Origin of the sequence: Sphaerisporangium siamense, assembly GCF_014205275.1 — a bacterium.
Lineage (GTDB): Bacteria > Actinomycetota > Actinomycetes > Streptosporangiales > Streptosporangiaceae > Sphaerisporangium > Sphaerisporangium siamense.
The window spans coordinates 1,956,525-1,971,735 of the sequence record NZ_JACHND010000001.1 but is presented as its reverse complement, the minus strand read 5'-3'; the positions used below and the strand labels follow the sequence as shown (position 1 = coordinate 1,971,735).

11 protein-coding genes are annotated in these 15,211 nt (G+C 70.6%); 5 read left to right on the top strand and 6 right to left on the bottom strand.

The window, feature by feature from the left end; all coding sequences use genetic code 11:
• Position 1: 1 nt before the first annotated feature.
• Both BJ982_RS09365 and BJ982_RS09360 read right to left on the bottom strand, forming a co-directional pair.
• Positions 2-2,632 (bottom strand): AGE family epimerase/isomerase, encoded by a 2,631-nt coding sequence (locus BJ982_RS09365; protein WP_203959347.1) that lies wholly within the window; start codon positions 2,630-2,632, stop codon positions 2-4.
• Positions 2,633-2,689: 57 nt separating this feature from the next.
• Complete coding sequence (locus BJ982_RS09360; RefSeq protein ID WP_184878445.1) at positions 2,690-3,514, bottom strand: type 1 glutamine amidotransferase domain-containing protein; 825 nt, start codon at positions 3,512-3,514, stop codon at positions 2,690-2,692.
• 280 nt (positions 3,515-3,794) lie between these two features.
• On the opposite strand from BJ982_RS09360, the gene BJ982_RS09355 reads away from it, so the two are divergent.
• Complete coding sequence (locus BJ982_RS09355) at positions 3,795-5,438, top strand: NAD(P)/FAD-dependent oxidoreductase (protein WP_184878442.1); 1,644 nt, start codon at positions 3,795-3,797, stop codon at positions 5,436-5,438.
• Here the strand turns inward: BJ982_RS09355 and BJ982_RS09350 are convergent.
• The 4 genes from BJ982_RS09350 to BJ982_RS09335 form a co-directional block, all read right to left on the bottom strand.
• On the bottom strand, positions 5,420-6,886 hold the full coding sequence (locus BJ982_RS09350; protein WP_184878437.1) for an ATP-binding protein: 1,467 nt from the start codon (positions 6,884-6,886) through the stop codon (positions 5,420-5,422). The genes BJ982_RS09355 and BJ982_RS09350 overlap by 19 nt on opposite strands.
• On the bottom strand, positions 6,879-8,036 hold the full coding sequence (locus BJ982_RS09345; RefSeq protein WP_184878435.1) for an IS701 family transposase: 1,158 nt from the start codon (positions 8,034-8,036) through the stop codon (positions 6,879-6,881). The genes BJ982_RS09350 and BJ982_RS09345 overlap by 8 nt, the downstream gene beginning before the upstream one ends.
• 205 nt (positions 8,037-8,241) lie before the next feature.
• The gene (locus tag BJ982_RS09340; protein ID WP_184878433.1) at positions 8,242-9,420 is read right to left on the bottom strand and encodes an IS701 family transposase; all 1,179 of its coding nucleotides are present in this window, start codon (positions 9,418-9,420) and stop codon (positions 8,242-8,244) included.
• A 360-nt stretch (positions 9,421-9,780) separates the two neighbouring features.
• Complete coding sequence (locus BJ982_RS09335; protein WP_184878431.1) at positions 9,781-11,043, bottom strand: MFS transporter; 1,263 nt, start codon at positions 11,041-11,043, stop codon at positions 9,781-9,783.
• Positions 11,044-11,269: 226 nt separating this feature from the next.
• Here BJ982_RS09335 and BJ982_RS09330 point away from each other — a divergent pair, with 226 nt between their 5' ends.
• From BJ982_RS09330 to BJ982_RS09315, 4 genes are read left to right on the top strand one after another with little or no spacing between them, the layout of a single operon-like run.
• Complete coding sequence (locus BJ982_RS09330) at positions 11,270-11,692, top strand: nuclear transport factor 2 family protein (protein ID WP_184878429.1); 423 nt, start codon at positions 11,270-11,272, stop codon at positions 11,690-11,692.
• 10 nt (positions 11,693-11,702) lie between these two features.
• On the top strand, positions 11,703-13,223 hold the full coding sequence (locus tag BJ982_RS09325; RefSeq protein ID WP_184878427.1) for a GMC family oxidoreductase: 1,521 nt from the start codon (positions 11,703-11,705) through the stop codon (positions 13,221-13,223).
• Positions 13,220-14,779, top strand: coding sequence for a GMC family oxidoreductase (locus tag BJ982_RS09320; RefSeq protein WP_184878425.1), 1,560 nt, complete (start codon positions 13,220-13,222; stop codon positions 14,777-14,779). The genes BJ982_RS09325 and BJ982_RS09320 overlap by 4 nt, the downstream gene beginning before the upstream one ends.
• Entirely contained in the window at positions 14,776-15,204 is a 429-nt protein-coding gene (locus BJ982_RS09315; protein ID WP_184878423.1) for an ester cyclase, read from the top strand. The genes BJ982_RS09320 and BJ982_RS09315 overlap by 4 nt, the downstream gene beginning before the upstream one ends.
• The last annotated feature ends 7 nt before the right edge of the window (positions 15,205-15,211 follow it).

The following is a 15,211-nucleotide window of genomic DNA, read 5'->3' as shown; positions in this document are numbered from 1 at the left end:
CCTAGTCACTCACGGGCGACAGGTGGGCGCGGACCCGCAGGTGCGACTTCGAGTCGGGCAGCTTCACGGTCATCGCCGCCGCGTCGAAGGCCTGGTACGGGGAGCCGTCCACCTCCACCCAGTCCAGCCGCACCCGGCCCGGCGGCAGCGCGTCCGGCGCGACCCGCAGGACGCGGTCGGTGAAGCCGTCGGGGTTGGGGCGGAAGTGCAGGGTCAGCGGCTCGTCGTCGAGCAGCAGGCGCTCGTAGACCGTGGCGAGGAAGCACAGCTCCGCGCCGTGGTACATGCTCATCGAGTGGCTGCCCTTGGACCGCTCGTTCCCCAGAAGGTAGGGCAGGCCGTTGGCCAGGACGTTGAAGTACACGCCGCCCTCGTCGTGGTCCAGGAAGAAGGCGTTGTAGAACGCCGAGGCCTCCCGGGCCCTGCGCCGGAACTCCGGGTCGCCGGTGTGGCCGGCCAGGATCTGGTAGGCGAGGATCGCCTGCTCCTGCTGCCACCACGCCTTGCGGTCGTGCCAGACGAACCGGTGGAGCTCCTGGCCCTCCTGCAGGTGCTGTTCCACGACGTCGTACCAGCCGCCGCGCTGCGGGTCGGCGCCGACCTGCGGCATCTTCCTGCCGATCTCGGTGGCGAGCTGCCGGTAGCCGTCCTTGGGGTTGACCGCCATCATCCGCATCAGGTTCCAGGCGATCTTCAGGTTGTGCCCGACGACGGCCCGGTCCTGCTGCCAGTTCCAGGTGCGGTCGGCCGACCAGTCGGCGTGGAAGCGCTCCTGCACGAACGGGCTGCCGGCCTGCGGGAAGTGCTTGACGATCAGGTCGAACGTCTCCTCCAGCATCTCCGCGTGCCGGGGGTCGCCCGTGGCCAGGTACAGGTTCGTGAGGTAGGCCGGCGCGTGGTCGCCCACCGAGTTCCAGTTCTTCCTCGACCGGTTCGGCCCGAGCGACTCGTGGTGCGGGCTGAGCAGGATCGGGTCGACGTGCGAGTACCAGCCGCCCTGCTCGGGGTCGCGGAAGAACTTGCGGAACAGGCGCAGCGTGCCCTCGGCGTCGGCGAGGATCCGCGGGTCGCCGGTCAGCCGGTAGAGCTGGATGGGCCCGGCCAGCGCGTAGATCTGCTCGTACATCGGGATCGCGTCGTAGTCGTCGCCGAACTCCGAGGTGAAGAGCTTGTGCTCGGTGCCCTCGCGCACCTCGATGCCGTGGTACCAGTAGACGACGTCCTCGTCGCGGTCGACGAAGCGCATGTGGTCGCGCAGGTACTGCGTGCCCTGCTCGGCGACCTCCAGGAAGTCCTCGTCGCCGGTCAGCATGTAGGCCGAGGCCATGCCGTAGGTCAGGCGCGAGATCGTGTCGGTCTCCTGCACGCCCTTGGCGTTCAGGGTCTTCTCTCCCCCGAGACGCAGCGCGGTGCGGTAGGCGGTGTAGTCGATCGGGCCGCCCTCGCCGAACTGCGCCTTCCTGTAGAACCTGGCGAGCGAGCCGAGCTGGCGCACCCACCAGTCGGGCCGCTCGAAGTTGTAGTCGCCGGCCTGCCTGCCGAGGAAGACCAGGCGCTTGGCCTCGAAGGTGTACGCGCCGTGCTCGGGATAGTAGACGCCGTACGCGAACAGGTACCCGCCGGGCTTGAGCAGCTCGTCCAGGTGGCCGGTGGCGTCGACGTACGGCTCGCCGAGGTTACGCAGGAACTCGGCCGAGGTCGTCGAGGTGAGACGCACCTGGACGGCCTTGCCCTCGTTGGTCTTGAGGTCGATCGTGTCGCGGGCCGGGTCGTAGCCGGTGATGTAGCCGGCGACCAGGTCCGAGAAGGTGAAGTCGGGGTGGTAGCCGGGCGGGCGCGCGGGCGCCGCGCGCTCCAGCACGGCACGCCCGTTGTCCTGGGGGGCGACCAGCTCGGGGGTCACCGTCGCGGACCCGTTGGACCCGTTGGACCCGTTGGATCCGTTGGACCCGTTGGACCCGTTCGCGCCGCCGGCGATCTCGCGCGCCGGGAGCCCGCCCGCCGTCAGCGGGGCCGTGCCCGCGCCCGCCGTGACCAGCGCCCCGCGGGGCGCGCGGGCGGCGGCGACCAGGTCGATCATCATGCGGGCGAACAGGTGGCACTGGTTGAAGCTGCGCCCGGTGACCAGGTCCCCGTCGACCACGACGTCCTGGTCGGTGTAGATCGCGCCCATGTTGCGGGCGTCGCCGATCAGGTTGTTGTGGCAGGTCACACGGCGTCCCCGCACGACCTCGGGTATCGGGGCCGCCAGCCAGAGGCCGTGGCAGATGATGCCCTTCAGCAGCTTCGGCCGCTCGAACGCCCTGCGCAGGAGCTGGACGGCCGGCGCGAGCTGGTGGACGTCCTCGGTGTAGCGCAGGCGGTCGGACACCATGCCGGCCGGCACGATGAACATGTCGTACTCGTCGAGCTTGTCGTCGTCCACCGCCTCCAGGTCGCCGGACACGGTGAACGGGTTCTGGTACTCGTGGCCGTGGAAGGTGATCGACTTCTGGCCCCACAGCCGTGTGAGGAACTCGACCCGCGCACCTTCCTCGACGAACCTGCGCTGGTAGTAGTTGATCTCAGGCTCGACGTAGTCGCTTTCCATCAGTATCGCGACAGTGCAGCCTTCCAAACGCTTCTCACTCATGGTGCACCTCACGTCAGCACGAGGTCGACGAGAACCGGCGCGGCAAGGTCATGGTGATCACCAGCCGTAGCGCCGCAGGCCGGACTCCAGGACCTCGACGAGCTTCTGGCCCGACAGGAACGAGTCGGGGGTCGAGCGTCCGGTGACGAACGGGTAGTCCACGATGACCGAGGTCTCCTTGCCGACGTTGCCGTGGTAGCGGCCGTCGGGCCCGGTGGCGTCGCGGAGGATGTACTCCAGGGGGTACGGCGGCGGGCCCATGTTGAAGTCCACGCCGACGAAGCCGGTGCCGTCCTTGTAGTCGTACTCCTTGCAGTGGCCGGTGACGTGCTTGCCCCACAGGATGCTCTGGCGGGACTCCCAGTCACGGGCGAAGGCCAGGCAGGCGACGCCGTAGCACTCGGCGAGGATGGGCTTGCCGGCCCGCAGGAAGGCGAGGATCAGCTCGTGCAGCCGGCCGTTGTTCGCCATGTCGGCGATCGGGCCGCTGCCGCCGACGATGGTCAGCGCGTCGTACTGCTTGACGTCCTCGTCCAGCCGGGCGATGTCCCGGTAGTAGGCCTCGATCTTGCGGATGAAGTTCTGCTCGCTGAAGTACGGCCGGTCAGGGATCCACTCGGCGAGGCTGAGCGGGGCGTCGAGGCGGTCGGACTCGTCCAGCAGGCGGGCGGCCACGGCGACCTCGGGCGTGGTGACCGGCCGCCCGAGAGGCGGGTCGACGTAGCCGGGGTCGAGGCTCGGGGGCAGGGCCCGCGGGCGCTTGCCCGTGGGGGTGGCGAAGACGCTCTGATATCCACGTTCATCGAATGTGGTCAGCGGCCCCAGAAGTTCCTCTCCCCAGTACCCGTACTCGGAGAGAATGATAAGGATATTGCGCGGCATCGATGGCTCCTGTCGATCGACAATCGTCCGCGACGGGATTCAAACAAATTTGCATATTTCACTACAAGGGCGCTCGACCGAGCGGGACTCACTTCCTGAAGTCGGATTATTGCGTCAAGTCGTCATAGTCAGCGCGCGAATCAGCCGGTACTTCGTCATGTGTCGGAACGCCGACACCGAAATGCGGGTTAAAGTGACGTGGCCCGGCCAATCATGGCCCGCCGTCGCGCGCGCGGAAACGCCCAGCCCCACTCTGCATTCAGCGATCGGAGACGCCCTGATGCCTGAGCCGCACCGCCCGGTCGTGCTCGCCGTGGACGACGACCCCCACGTGCTGAGAGCCATACGTCGTGACTTGATCCGGGCCTACCAGGGCCGCTATCGCGTTCTCACCTCCGGATCGGGCGCCGAGGCGATCCAGATCCTCGACTCCCTGATCAACCGCAACGAGGAACCCGCGCTGGTCCTTTCCGACCAGCGCATGCCGGAGCTGACCGGCATCGAACTGCTCGCCGCCGCCGCGGACCGCTTCCCCTCGGCGCGCCGGGTGCTCCTGACGGCGTACGCCGACACCAGCGTCGCCATCGCCGCCATCAACGAGGTCCGGCTCGACCACTACCTCATCAAGCCGTGGGACCCTCCCGAGGAACGGCTCTACCCCGTGCTCGACGAGCTGCTGGCCGACTGGCAGTCGAGCTACGAGCCGCCCTACGGCGGCATCACCGTCATCGGCCTGCCCTTCGCGCCCGCCACCCATCGCGTGCGCGACTTTCTCACCCGCCACCGCCAGCCCTTCAAGTTCCAGGACGCCACCGAGTCCGGCCAGGACATCCCGACGGACGAGCTGCCGGTGGTCCTGCTGCCCGACGGCAGGCGGCTCGCCGCCCCGGCCACCGGGCAGCTCGCGACCGCGCTCGGCCTCGCCATGGAGGTGAAACACCCGCACTACGACGTGGCCATCGTCGGCGCGGGCCCCGCCGGTCTCGCCGCCGCCGTCTACACCGCCTCCGAGGGCCTGTCCACGCTGCTCGTGGAGGCGTACGTCCCCGGCGGCCAGGCGGGCTCGTCCAGCAGGATCGAGAACTACCTGGGGTTCCCGTCGGGCATCTCCGGCGTCGAGCTGACCAGCCGGGCCGTGTCCCAGGCCCGCCGGTTCGGCGTCGACCTGCTCGCGCCCATGGAGGCCGTACGCCTGCGGCGCGCCGGGCGCGCGGTGATCCTCGACCTGGCCGACGGCAAGGAGATCAGCGCGGGGACCGTCCTGCTGTGCCCCGGGCTGTCCTACAGCAGGTTCGACGCCGAGGGGGCCGGCCGCTTCGAGGGCGCCGGCATCTACTACGGCGCCACCCTCTCGGAAACCACCCTGTGCACCGGGCAGCACGTCTGGATCGTCGGCGGGGCCAACTCCGCCGGCCAGGCGGCGCTGCACTTCTCCCGGCACGCCCGGCACGTGACGATGCTCGTGCGCGCCGGCGACCTGGAGTCGCGCATGTCGCAGTACCTGATCGACGAGATCCGCCGCGCGCCGAACGTCGACGTGCGGACGCGGACGATCCTGGTGGCCGCGGACGGCGACGACCGGCTCGAAAGCATCACGCTGCGCGATCTCGACACCGGCGAGGAGGTGACCGAGGACGCCGAGTACGTCTTCACGTTCATCGGCGCCCGGCCGCGCACCGAATGGCTCGACGGCGCCGTGGCCCGCGACGGCCACGGCTTCCTGGTCACCGGCCAGGACCTCGGGCCCAGGAAGTCGATCGACGGCTGGGACCTGCCCCGCGAGCCCCTGCCGCTGGAGACCAGCATGCCCGGGGTCTTCGTGGCCGGCGACGCCCGGGCCAAGTCCATCAAACGCATCGCCTCAAGCGTCGGCGAGGGCGCGATGGCCGTCGCGATGATCCACCGCTACCGCGCCGAGAGCTGACGCCTCGTCAGCGGTAGCCGCACGAGGAACCGCGTGTCCCCCGGCACGGACGTCACGTCGATCGTGCCGCCGTGCCGGTGGGACACGATGTACCGGCTCAGGTGCAGGCCGAGGCCGGTGCCGCGGCCGGTGTCCTTGGTGGTGAAGAACGGCTGGAACAACAGCGACAGCACGCCCTGCGGGATGCCGGGCCCGCTGTCCATGATCTCCACCAGCGCGTGGTGCCCCTCGACCTTGGTGCTGATCCGCAGCTCGCCGAGGCCCTCCATCGCGTCCACCGCGTTGTCGATGAGGTTGGTCCACACCTGGTTGAGCTCGCTCGGATACGCCGTGACCAGCGGGACGTCACCGTAGTGCCGCCGCACCCGCACGCCGCTGAGCCGGGGCGCCAGCATCGCCAGCGTCGCCTCCAGGCCCTCCCACAGGTCCACGTCCCGCACGGGGGCGCGGTCCAGGTTGGTGTACGCCTTGGTGGTGTCCACGAGCGCCTCGATGCGGCGCCCGGCCTCGGCGACGTCCTCGACCATCGTCCTTGCCTGCACGATCAGGCCGAGGCAGCCGATCGCGGGCTCCAGCGCCTCCGGGCGCACGCCGGCGGCGATCTCGTCGAGGGTCTCGATGCCGAGGCCGCGGTCGACCAGCGCCGTGCCGATGTCCTGGTAGCGGTCGATGTCGTGCGCGAAGAGCCACTCCATCACCTCGTCGGCGATCTCGGCGGCCTCCAGCACGTCCATGGAGCGTCCCGGGCCGGCGCCGGAGTGCAGGCTCTCGCAGACGCGGGTGATCAGCCGCCGCTCCGAGGCCGTCGCCACCCGCCCCCAGCGCATGGCGGCGTCCGTCAGTTCGCCCACCGTGCCGCGCAGCTCGCCCGCGGCCCGCACCATCGCGGCCGTCGGGTTGTTCAGCTCGTGCGCGAGCCCGGCCGCGAGCGTGCCGAGGCCCTCCAGCATGCGGTTGCGCCCGGCCTCCAGCTCCACCGTACGGATGCGCCAGGCCAGCACGGGCAGCAGCACCCGGCTCACCTCCGGGCAGCGGGTGAGCATGTCCAGGAACGTCGCCTTGTCGTAGGCCATCAGCTCGGTGCCGCCCGCGGAGATCGCGGTGGCGATGTAGCCGCTGTCGGTCAGCAGCGGAAGCTCGCCGGTGAACTGGTGCGCCGCGCGCCGCTTGCCGTCGTACTGCACGAGCAGCGGCTCGGGGGTCGACTCGGCGATGTGCTTGGTGAGCACGTGCTCCTGGCCGCCGAAGACCTTGGTGAACAGCAGCTCGCCGCCGAGCAGGACGTAGAAGTGCCCGGCGGGCTCGTTCTCGTGGAACAGCACGTCCCCGTCGGCCAGCTTCTGGTGCGTGCCCACCCCGGCGAGCCAGCCGAGCTGCTCGTCGGACAGCTCGGCGAAGAGCTCGATCTCCCTCAGCCGGGCGGCCAGGCCCGGTGGCCGCTCACCCATAGGATCGCACCCGGGCGTGCGCGGGCTCGGCGTCGAGGCCGCGAAGGAGCCGGTACCCGTGCGCGGCGGAGACCAGCGTGACGTGGTGGTGCCAGCCGCGGAAGGAGCGGCCCTCGAAGTGCCGCAGCCCCGACTCGGCGTCCATCAGCGCGAGCTGGGCGGCCGCGCGCCGCCGCAGCTCGATCATGCCGGCGATCTCCGGCAGCCGTGACTCCCCGAGGTCGGTGAGCCAGATCGCCTTCGGGCCGTTCCTGCCCTGCGCCCATTCGACGGTCACCGACCGCTTGGCGGGGCGCCTCGGCCGCGGGGCGTCCAGCGCGCCCGGCACCTCCAGCGGGACGGTCGTGAGGTGGGACCGCAGGCCCCGGTCACGGCGCGGGCCGCTGAGCGTCGTGCCGTTCGCGGACGTTCCGCCGGCGGCCTCGCCGAACCCCCATCCCGCCATGCGGCCCCGCATCAGCGCGCTCTCGCCGACCCTGGCCACGTAGCTCAGCCCGCGCTCCTCCAGCCCGCGCAGCAGCGGCTCGACCCGGGGCGTCGCCCGCGCGTCCACCACGACGGGCGCGGGAGGCAGCCCCCAGTCGAGGACCATCTCGTCGATCGCCTCCAAAAGGTGCTCCCATCGTGACCGGTACCGCTCGTGCGCGGGTATGCGGGTCCTGGCCCGCCGCGCCGGATCGTCGTCCCAGCTCCGCGGCAGCAGCAGCCGCCAGTTCACCGGGCACCCCCCGTGCTCGCCGACCAGCATGACCGCGAGCCCGAGCTGGCAGTTGATGAGCCGGCCCGCGGAGTGGGCGAACTGCCGCGCCACCCCCACCGAGTTGGCCCCGTTCTTGGGGAAGGCGACCTCCTCGACGACCCACGCCTTCGCGCGGAAGGCCGCGGCCAGATGCCCGGCGAGCCTTTTCCGCACGGGCTGCCAGTCCCACGGGCTCTGGTTGACGAACTGCTGCAGGCACTGGTCCACCGGGCGGCCCACCACCTGATCGGAGATCCGGCGAATGGATTTCCTACCCGGAACGGTCAGCAGTCCTTGCAGATAAACGTCTCCCCAGCGCCGCTGGTCCGCCCGCGCGAAAGATGAGAAAAGGTCTTCGCAGAACGGAGACCACCACGCGTCGCGAACCAGATATTCGATTTTCTCCACCATCCGAGTTACCCCCACGGAAATGGCCGGCCGTCCCCTGCGCGCCGGTTTCCCCCGGATGGTGGCGCCGGGCGAAGTGGACGGGTTCCGCGCCCGCACGGGGAAGGCCGGCGTCAAGATCGGCGCCATCGGCCGCGCCCTTGGCCAGGTCAGGCGCGCCGACGGCGTTCGTGCGGGCGGCCGCGCGGGCCGCCGTCGTGGCCTCGCCTCACACGCGCGACCACAGGCGCAGATCAGCCTCGTCCCGCTCCTCCAGACGGCGCAGCAGGCGGTAGGCGAAGGCGACAGAGACCAACGTGACGTGGTGGTGCCAGCCCCGGAACGAGCGGCCCTCGAAGTGCCGCAGGCCGAAGCCGTCCGCCAGCGTCGCCAGGTCCTGGTCGGCGCGGTGACCGAGCCTCAGCAGGCCGATCAGGTCGAGCAGGCGAGAGCCGCTGAGGTTGGTGAGCCAGATCGCGCGCAGGTCGGGCTGGCTGACGGGCCACTCCGCGAGCACGCGGCGCGCCCCCCGGTACGGCCCCCCCGGGCCCATGTCGTACAGGCCCGCCAGCTCCGTCAGGGGCAGCGCCACGAACCTCGACGTGGTCGCGTTCATGTCGTCCCTGCGGCTCAGCATGACGGCGTCGTGCCTGGCCCGCTGCGCGACCAGCTCGCCGAGCGTGGCCGACCAGCGGGCGCGCGGCCCGACCGAGACCCGGGTGCCCTCGGTGACCTGGACCACGTAACGCAGGCCGCGCTCCTCCAGGCCGCTCAGCAGCGGTTCGACCTGGGCGGTGTGGCAGGCGTCCACCAGGATGGGCGCGGGGCTCAGCCCCCAGGAGCCGATCATCTCGTCCACGGCGTCCAGCAGCAGGTCCCAGCGCGACCGGTGCCGCTCGGCGGGGGGCAGGTGGGCACGGCTGCGGCGGGCCGGGTCCTCGTCCCAGCTCCGCGGCAGCAGCAGCCGCCAGTTGACCGGGCTCGCCCCCGAGTCGCCCGCGAGGAACACCGCGAGCCCCATCTGACAGTTGATCATCCGGCCGATGGAGTGCGCGTACTGTTTGTCCACGCCCACCGAACTGGACCCGTTCTTCGGCATCACGACTTCCCTGACCACCCACGCCTTCGGCTGGACGGCGGGCATCGCGTGCTCCACGAGGCGGCGCCGCACGGGCACCCAGTCCCACGGACTCTGGTTGACGAACTGCTGCAGGCACTGTTCGGCCTCCCAGCCGACGACCTGCTCGGCCATCCGCCGGATGGACTTCCTCCCCGACACCGACAGCAACCCCCGGACGTAGACCTCCCCCCAGCGACGCTGGTCCGACCTGGTGAAGGACGCGAAGAGGTCCCGGCACAAAGACGCCAGCTCCACAGCGTGGGCCGGCGATGGCTCCCTACTAGACATGACAGTGGCTGTGGTCATTGCGTACACCCCCATCCGCTTGCGCAGCGCGTTCGTGTCAAGCCTCTTGCAGCGGAAGAAGGGGGGACAGAGCCTGTTAATGGTGGCACTCTCGATGCCACTTGAGACATGACTCATTCATGACCGGGCCGGTGGGGCCCTGACCGGGCAGGAGAACCGCGCGCGTCATCCCCAGTGCCCGGGAAAGACGGGGAAACAACCCCTAAATTGATGGCGCCCGACGCGGACGCTCCGGGGCCGGCGGGGCAGGCGGCCCGGTGAGGGTGCGGGGGTGGGGGGTGGTGGGATGCACGTCGCTTCTTCTCCTCGTCAGGTAGGGAAGGAACACGCCGCGGGGCGTCGTCAGGGCACGTGCGACTCGGACGGGACGGGGGTGGCGAGCGGGCGGGCGGGGGCCGCGGCCCTCCGGCGGGCGGCGAGGGCCGAGACGGCGAGCGCGGCCACGGCGAGGACCTCGCAGGCCGCGGCCGCGAGCGCGAGCGGGCCCGGCCCGGCGGCGAGCATGAGCCCGCCGACGACCCCGGCCACGGCCTGCCCGGTGGCGAGGGCCGAGGCGTTCAGGGACAGCGCGATCGCGCCCTGCGGGCCGGCGGCGGTGAGCAGGCGCTGCTGCTGGGAGGGGTTGAACAGCCATCCGACCATCGACCACACGCCGACTAGCACGGCCAGCGTCACCACCGCGCCCGTGCCGGAGAGGCCGAGCCCGGCGAACACCGACAGGCCGGTGTAGACGACGGCCAGCCCGACGATGGAGAGCAGCGCGACGCGGGTGGGCGAGGTGCGGTCGATGAGCACGCCCGCCGTCAGGTTGGAGCCCACCGCCACGACGCCGAAGATCAGATAGACCACGGTGAGCGCGCCCCCGGCGATGCCCGCGCTCTGGCCGGCGAACCACGCCAGGTAGGCGTAGAGGGTGAAGATGCCGCAGATGGCCAGGGATGTGCCGAGCAGCGTGGTCGGCACGCCGGGCAGCGTGGCGACGGCGAGCCGCCGGCGCAGCGAGGCGACGCCGGGGGACGGCAGCGCGCCCAGCGCGCGGTGCAGCCCGACGTAGGCGACCACGCCGAGGATCGCCACGAAGACGAAGGTCATGCGCCACTGGAGGGCCTGGCCGATCAGCGTGCCGAGCGGCACCCCGAGCGCGTTGGCGACGGTGAGGCCCGCGGCGACGGCGGCGAGGGCCCGGCCGCGCTCGGAGGGGGCGGCGAGCGTGGCGGCGACGCTCACCGCGACGGGCGTGTACATGGCGCCGCCGACGGCCGCGGCCACCCGGGCGAGGATCATCACGCCGAAGTTGGGCGCCACGGCGGCCAGCACATTGGCCGCGACGAACACGGCGAGGCTCAGCAGGAGCAGTCGTCTGCGGCACATATTTCCGGTCAGCACCGCCAGCAGGGGAGCCGACACCGCGTACACGCCGGAGAACACGGTGATGAGCAGTCCGGCCGTCCCCAGGGAAACGCCTAGCTCGCGCCCGACCTCGTTCAGCACGCCACTGATCACGAAGGCGTCGGTGCCCAGGGCGAAGGTGCCCAGGGACAGCAGAAGGACCGGGTGACGTGCCGCGCCTCCCGGCAGCACGGTCGCGATCGATCGAGCTCGCATGGGCGGAGGTCCCTCCCGTTAACGGGCATTCAAGTACCAGCCGAGGCTATGGGTGTGCCTATCAAGCGGAGAACCGGATTCATCGAAAACACGGGGCACTGTGTCAAGTCCCGACACGGCACTACGTGCATTTATCCGAGTCCGGTTCTGCTTTTCGGCGGATCCTCCCCGAGACACATTTCCGACTTAATAATTAAAATCCGTTACTATTCAAGGGAGTGGCATAATGCCAGCCAATCAGTCCGCGCTGGACGCGGAGACCGCGGAGTTCGCGCGGCAGTGGTTCGACCGGCTCAGCGCCCACGAGCCGGTCGAGAGGCTGCTTCCTCTCGTCGTCGACCAGGACCTCGAAATGGCCTTCCCGGAGCGCACGCTGCGCAGCCACGAGGACTTCCGGGACTGGTACGCCGTCGTCGGCGCCGCCTTCACCGACCAGGAGCACGTGGTCGAGCGGCTCGGCGCCCGCGACGACGGCGACACCGTCCACGTCGACGTCCAGGTCGTGTGGACGGCCACCCAGACCTCCGACGGAAGCCGCAACAGCTTCCGCGTCACCCAGGAGTGGGAGCTGGCGAAGACGCCGGACGGCCTGGCCATCGTCAAGTACCACGTCGGCGCGCTCAACCAGCTGTCGCCGGCGGAAAAGTGAGGTAGTGAACATGAGCGAGACCTATGACTACATAGTGGTGGGCGCGGGAGCGTCCGGCTCAGTGCTCGCGAACAGGCTCAGCGAGCTGGAGAACGCGACGGTTCTCCTGCTGGAGGCCGGCGCGGACACGATCCCCGACACCGTCGACATTCCCTACCGGTGGGCCGAGCACCACTTCACCCCGATCGACTGGGTGTACTGGACCACCGAGCAGGCCGCCCTCGGCGGGCGCAAGGTCTACCTCGCCGCCGGCAAGGGCATCGGCGGGTCCGGCAACCTCTACCACATGATCCACCTGCGGGGTCAGCCGCTGGACTACGACAACTGGGCGTACCACGGGGCCACCGGATGGTCCTGGCAGGACGTGCTGCCGTACTTCCGCAAGCTGGAGTCCCAGGAGGACGACACCAACCCGACGGCCGGGCATGACGGACCCGTCAACGTCATCAACGCGAGCAGGCACCAGCCGAACCCGCTGTCCCAGACCTTCCTCGACGCCTGCGCCGAGCTCGGGCACCCCTCCACGCCCGACTTCAACGCCCAGCTCACCGGTGCCGGCTGGCACCACCTGGACATCAAGGACGGCAAACGGTTCGGCGTCCGGCAGGCGTACCTGCTGCCGGCGCTCGGACGGCCCAACCTGACCCTCAGCGCCGACTCCCGCGCCACCAAGCTGCTCTTCGAGGGCGACCGGGTCACCGGCGTCGAGTACGTGCGCGGCGGAGAGACGCGCCAGGCCCGCGCCGGCTCGGAGGTCATCCTCTGCGCCAACGGCCTGGAGACGCCCAAGCTGCTGATGCTCTCCGGCATCGGCCAGGAGAGCCACCTCAGGCAGTTCGGCATCGACGTCCGCCTGAACCTCCCCGGCGTCGGCGAGAACTACCACGACCACGTGCTCATCGTCGCGCCGGTCAACATGACCGACCGCGCGGCCCCCGAGCCCACGATGAACATGTCCGAGGTGTGCCTGTTCGCCAACACGGGCGGCTGGGCGGTCCCGGACGTGCAGATCGGCTTCATCCACAGGGCGCAGTTCCAGCCAGAGCCGCACCCGCAGCTCGTCACCATGCTGCCCGGCCTCGTCCGCCCGCTGGCGCGCGGCACGCTGCGCCTGGCCAGCGCCGACCCGCTGGACGCGCCGCTCGCCGACCCTCGCTACCTGTCGCACCCCTCCGACCGCGAGCGCATGGTCGACGCGTTCGAAATGGCCCGCGACCTGTTCCGCACCCATGCGTTCGCCGACTGGGGCGTCAAGGAGGTCACCCCGGGCGACGGCGTCTCCAGCCGCGCGGACGTCACCGAGTTCGTCAAGCAGAACCTCGGCTCGTACTACCACTACGTCGGCGCGTGCAAGATGGGCGTCGACGAGCTGGCCGTGGTGGACCCGCGCCTGCGCGTGTACGGCGTCGAGGGGCTCCGCATCGCCGACGCCTCGGTCATGCCGGAGGTCACCACCGGCAACTGCCACACCGCCGTGGTCATGGTCGCCGAGCGGGTCGCCGACTTCATCAAGCAGGACGCCGCCTCGTGAGCGCCCCCTCCTACGACTTCATCGTCGTGGGCGCCGGGTCCGCGGGCGCCGCCCTCGCCAACCGGCTGGTCACCGGAAGCGACGCCACGGTCCTGCTGATCGAGGCGGGCGGCCGCGACAGCCGGCCCGAGATCCACGACGAGAAGGTGCCGTCCACGATCTCCCTGTGGGGCCCGAGCGAGATCGACTGGGGCTACGTCACGGCTCCCCAGCCGGCGCTGCACGGCCGCACGGTGCCCATCGCGCGCGGCAAGGTGTGGGGCGGCTCCAGTTCGATCAACGCCATGCTGTACGTGCGGGGCCACCGCATGGACTACGACAACTGGGCCGCGCTGGGCAACCACGGCTGGGGCTACCGCGACGTGCTCCCGTACTTCAAGAGGCTGGAGGACTTCGAGGGCGGGCAGTCGGAGTACCGCGGCACGGGCGGGCCGATCGGCGTCCTCTACCACGCCGACCCGAGCCCCGTCTCGACCAGGCTCTTCGCCGCGGGCGGCGAGGTCGGGCTCAAGGACCAGGGGCCGAGGTTCGACTACAACGCGGGCGAGCAGGAAGAGACGGTCTTCTACTACCAGACCAGCAAGACCCCCGACCACCACAGGTCGAGCACCGCCACCGGCTACCTGCACCCCCTGCTGGAGAACCCCGGGCTGACCATCGCGAGCGAGGCGCTGGCGAGCCGCGTCCTGATCAGGAACGAGCGGGCCGTCGGCGTGGAGTACGTGGCCGGCGGCGCCATCCAGCAGGCGTACGCGAGCACCGAGGTCATCGTCTGCGGCGGCGCGTTCAACTCCCCGCACCTGCTGAAGCTGTCGGGCATCGGCCCCGCCGCCGAGCTGCGCGGGCACGGGATCGACGTCGTGGCCGACCTGCCCGGAGTCGGGCGGAACCTCCAGGACCACATGGTCGTCGGGGTCTGCTACCTGGCCAGGGAGGAACCCCCGTTCGTCCCGACGCTGATCGCCGAGACCGGGTTCTTCACCCGCACCAGCGCGACGCCGGCCGACCGGCCGCCGGACCTGCAGATGGCGTTCGGCGGCATCAAGTTCGTCTCCCCCGCCTACGACCGCGAGGGGCCGGGCTTCACGTTCGCGCCGATCATCATCCAGCCGCGCAGCACGGGCACCGTGACGCTGCGGTCCGCGGACCCGTCCGAGCTGCCGATCGTGGACCCGAACTACCTCAGCGACCCGGCGGACGTCGAGTGCTTCCTGGAGGCCATCGAGCTGTCCCGGGCGCTCGCCGCGACCAGCGCCATCTCGGGCCTGGTCAAGGAGGAGATCGCGCCGGGGCCCACGGTCACCGGGCGCGCCGAGCTGGCCGAGTACGTGCGGGAGAACGCCGGGACGCTCTGGCACCCCACCGGGACCTGCCGCATGGGCGACGACGAGGAGTCCGTCGTGGACGACCGGCTGCGCGTCCACGGCGTGGAGGGGCTGCGGGTCGCCGACGCCTCGATCATGCCGCAGATCGTGGCGGGCAACACCAACGCGCCGTGCATCATGATCGGCGAGAAGGCCGCCGACCTGCTGCTCGGCAGGACGGAGTCACCATGAGCGAGCAGCTCTACCAGCGCTTCGCGCAGCTCTTCAACGCACGCGAGCTGGACGGGCTCGGCGAGGTGATGACCGAGGACTTCATCGACCACCACCCCGGGCTCGTCGACGTCGCGGGACTGTCGATCTACCAGGCGAACCTCGGCGCGGTCATCGAGGCCCTGCAGATGGTCGCCCACCCCGAGGAGGTCGTCAGCGCCGGGGACCGGGTCTTCACCCGGATCCGCCTCACCGGCCGGCACGTCGGCCCCTTCCTCGGCGTGGCCCCCACCGGCAACGCGCTGGAGTGGTACACCCACGAGCTCTGGCGCGTCGAGGACGGCCGCTTCGCCGAGCGCTGGGCCGTCGACGACCTCGTCACCCTGTTCCGGCAGATCGACGTCCCGCTTCCCACCTGGGTGCAGGACAGCGCCCCCGTCTCCTGAAGGGGAA

Excerpts from the sequence above, each read along its gene's own strand:
- BJ982_RS09365 (WP_203959347.1), bottom strand. The coding sequence starts at position 2,632 with ATGAGTGAGAAGCGTTTGGAAGGCTGCACTGTCGCGATACTGATGGAA.
- BJ982_RS09360 (WP_184878445.1), bottom strand. The coding sequence starts at position 3,514 with ATGCCGCGCAATATCCTTATCATTCTCTCCGAGTACGGGTACTGGGGA.
- BJ982_RS09355 (WP_184878442.1), top strand. The coding sequence starts at position 3,795 with ATGCCTGAGCCGCACCGCCCGGTCGTGCTCGCCGTGGACGACGACCCC.
- BJ982_RS09350 (WP_184878437.1), bottom strand. The coding sequence starts at position 6,886 with ATGGGTGAGCGGCCACCGGGCCTGGCCGCCCGGCTGAGGGAGATCGAG.
- BJ982_RS09345 (WP_184878435.1), bottom strand. The coding sequence starts at position 8,036 with ATGGTGGAGAAAATCGAATATCTGGTTCGCGACGCGTGGTGGTCTCCG.
- BJ982_RS09340 (WP_184878433.1), bottom strand. The coding sequence starts at position 9,420 with ATGTCTAGTAGGGAGCCATCGCCGGCCCACGCTGTGGAGCTGGCGTCT.
- BJ982_RS09335 (WP_184878431.1), bottom strand. The coding sequence starts at position 11,043 with ATGCGAGCTCGATCGATCGCGACCGTGCTGCCGGGAGGCGCGGCACGT.
- BJ982_RS09330 (WP_184878429.1), top strand. The coding sequence starts at position 11,270 with ATGCCAGCCAATCAGTCCGCGCTGGACGCGGAGACCGCGGAGTTCGCG.
- BJ982_RS09325 (WP_184878427.1), top strand. The coding sequence starts at position 11,703 with ATGAGCGAGACCTATGACTACATAGTGGTGGGCGCGGGAGCGTCCGGC.
- BJ982_RS09315 (WP_184878423.1), top strand. The coding sequence starts at position 14,776 with ATGAGCGAGCAGCTCTACCAGCGCTTCGCGCAGCTCTTCAACGCACGC.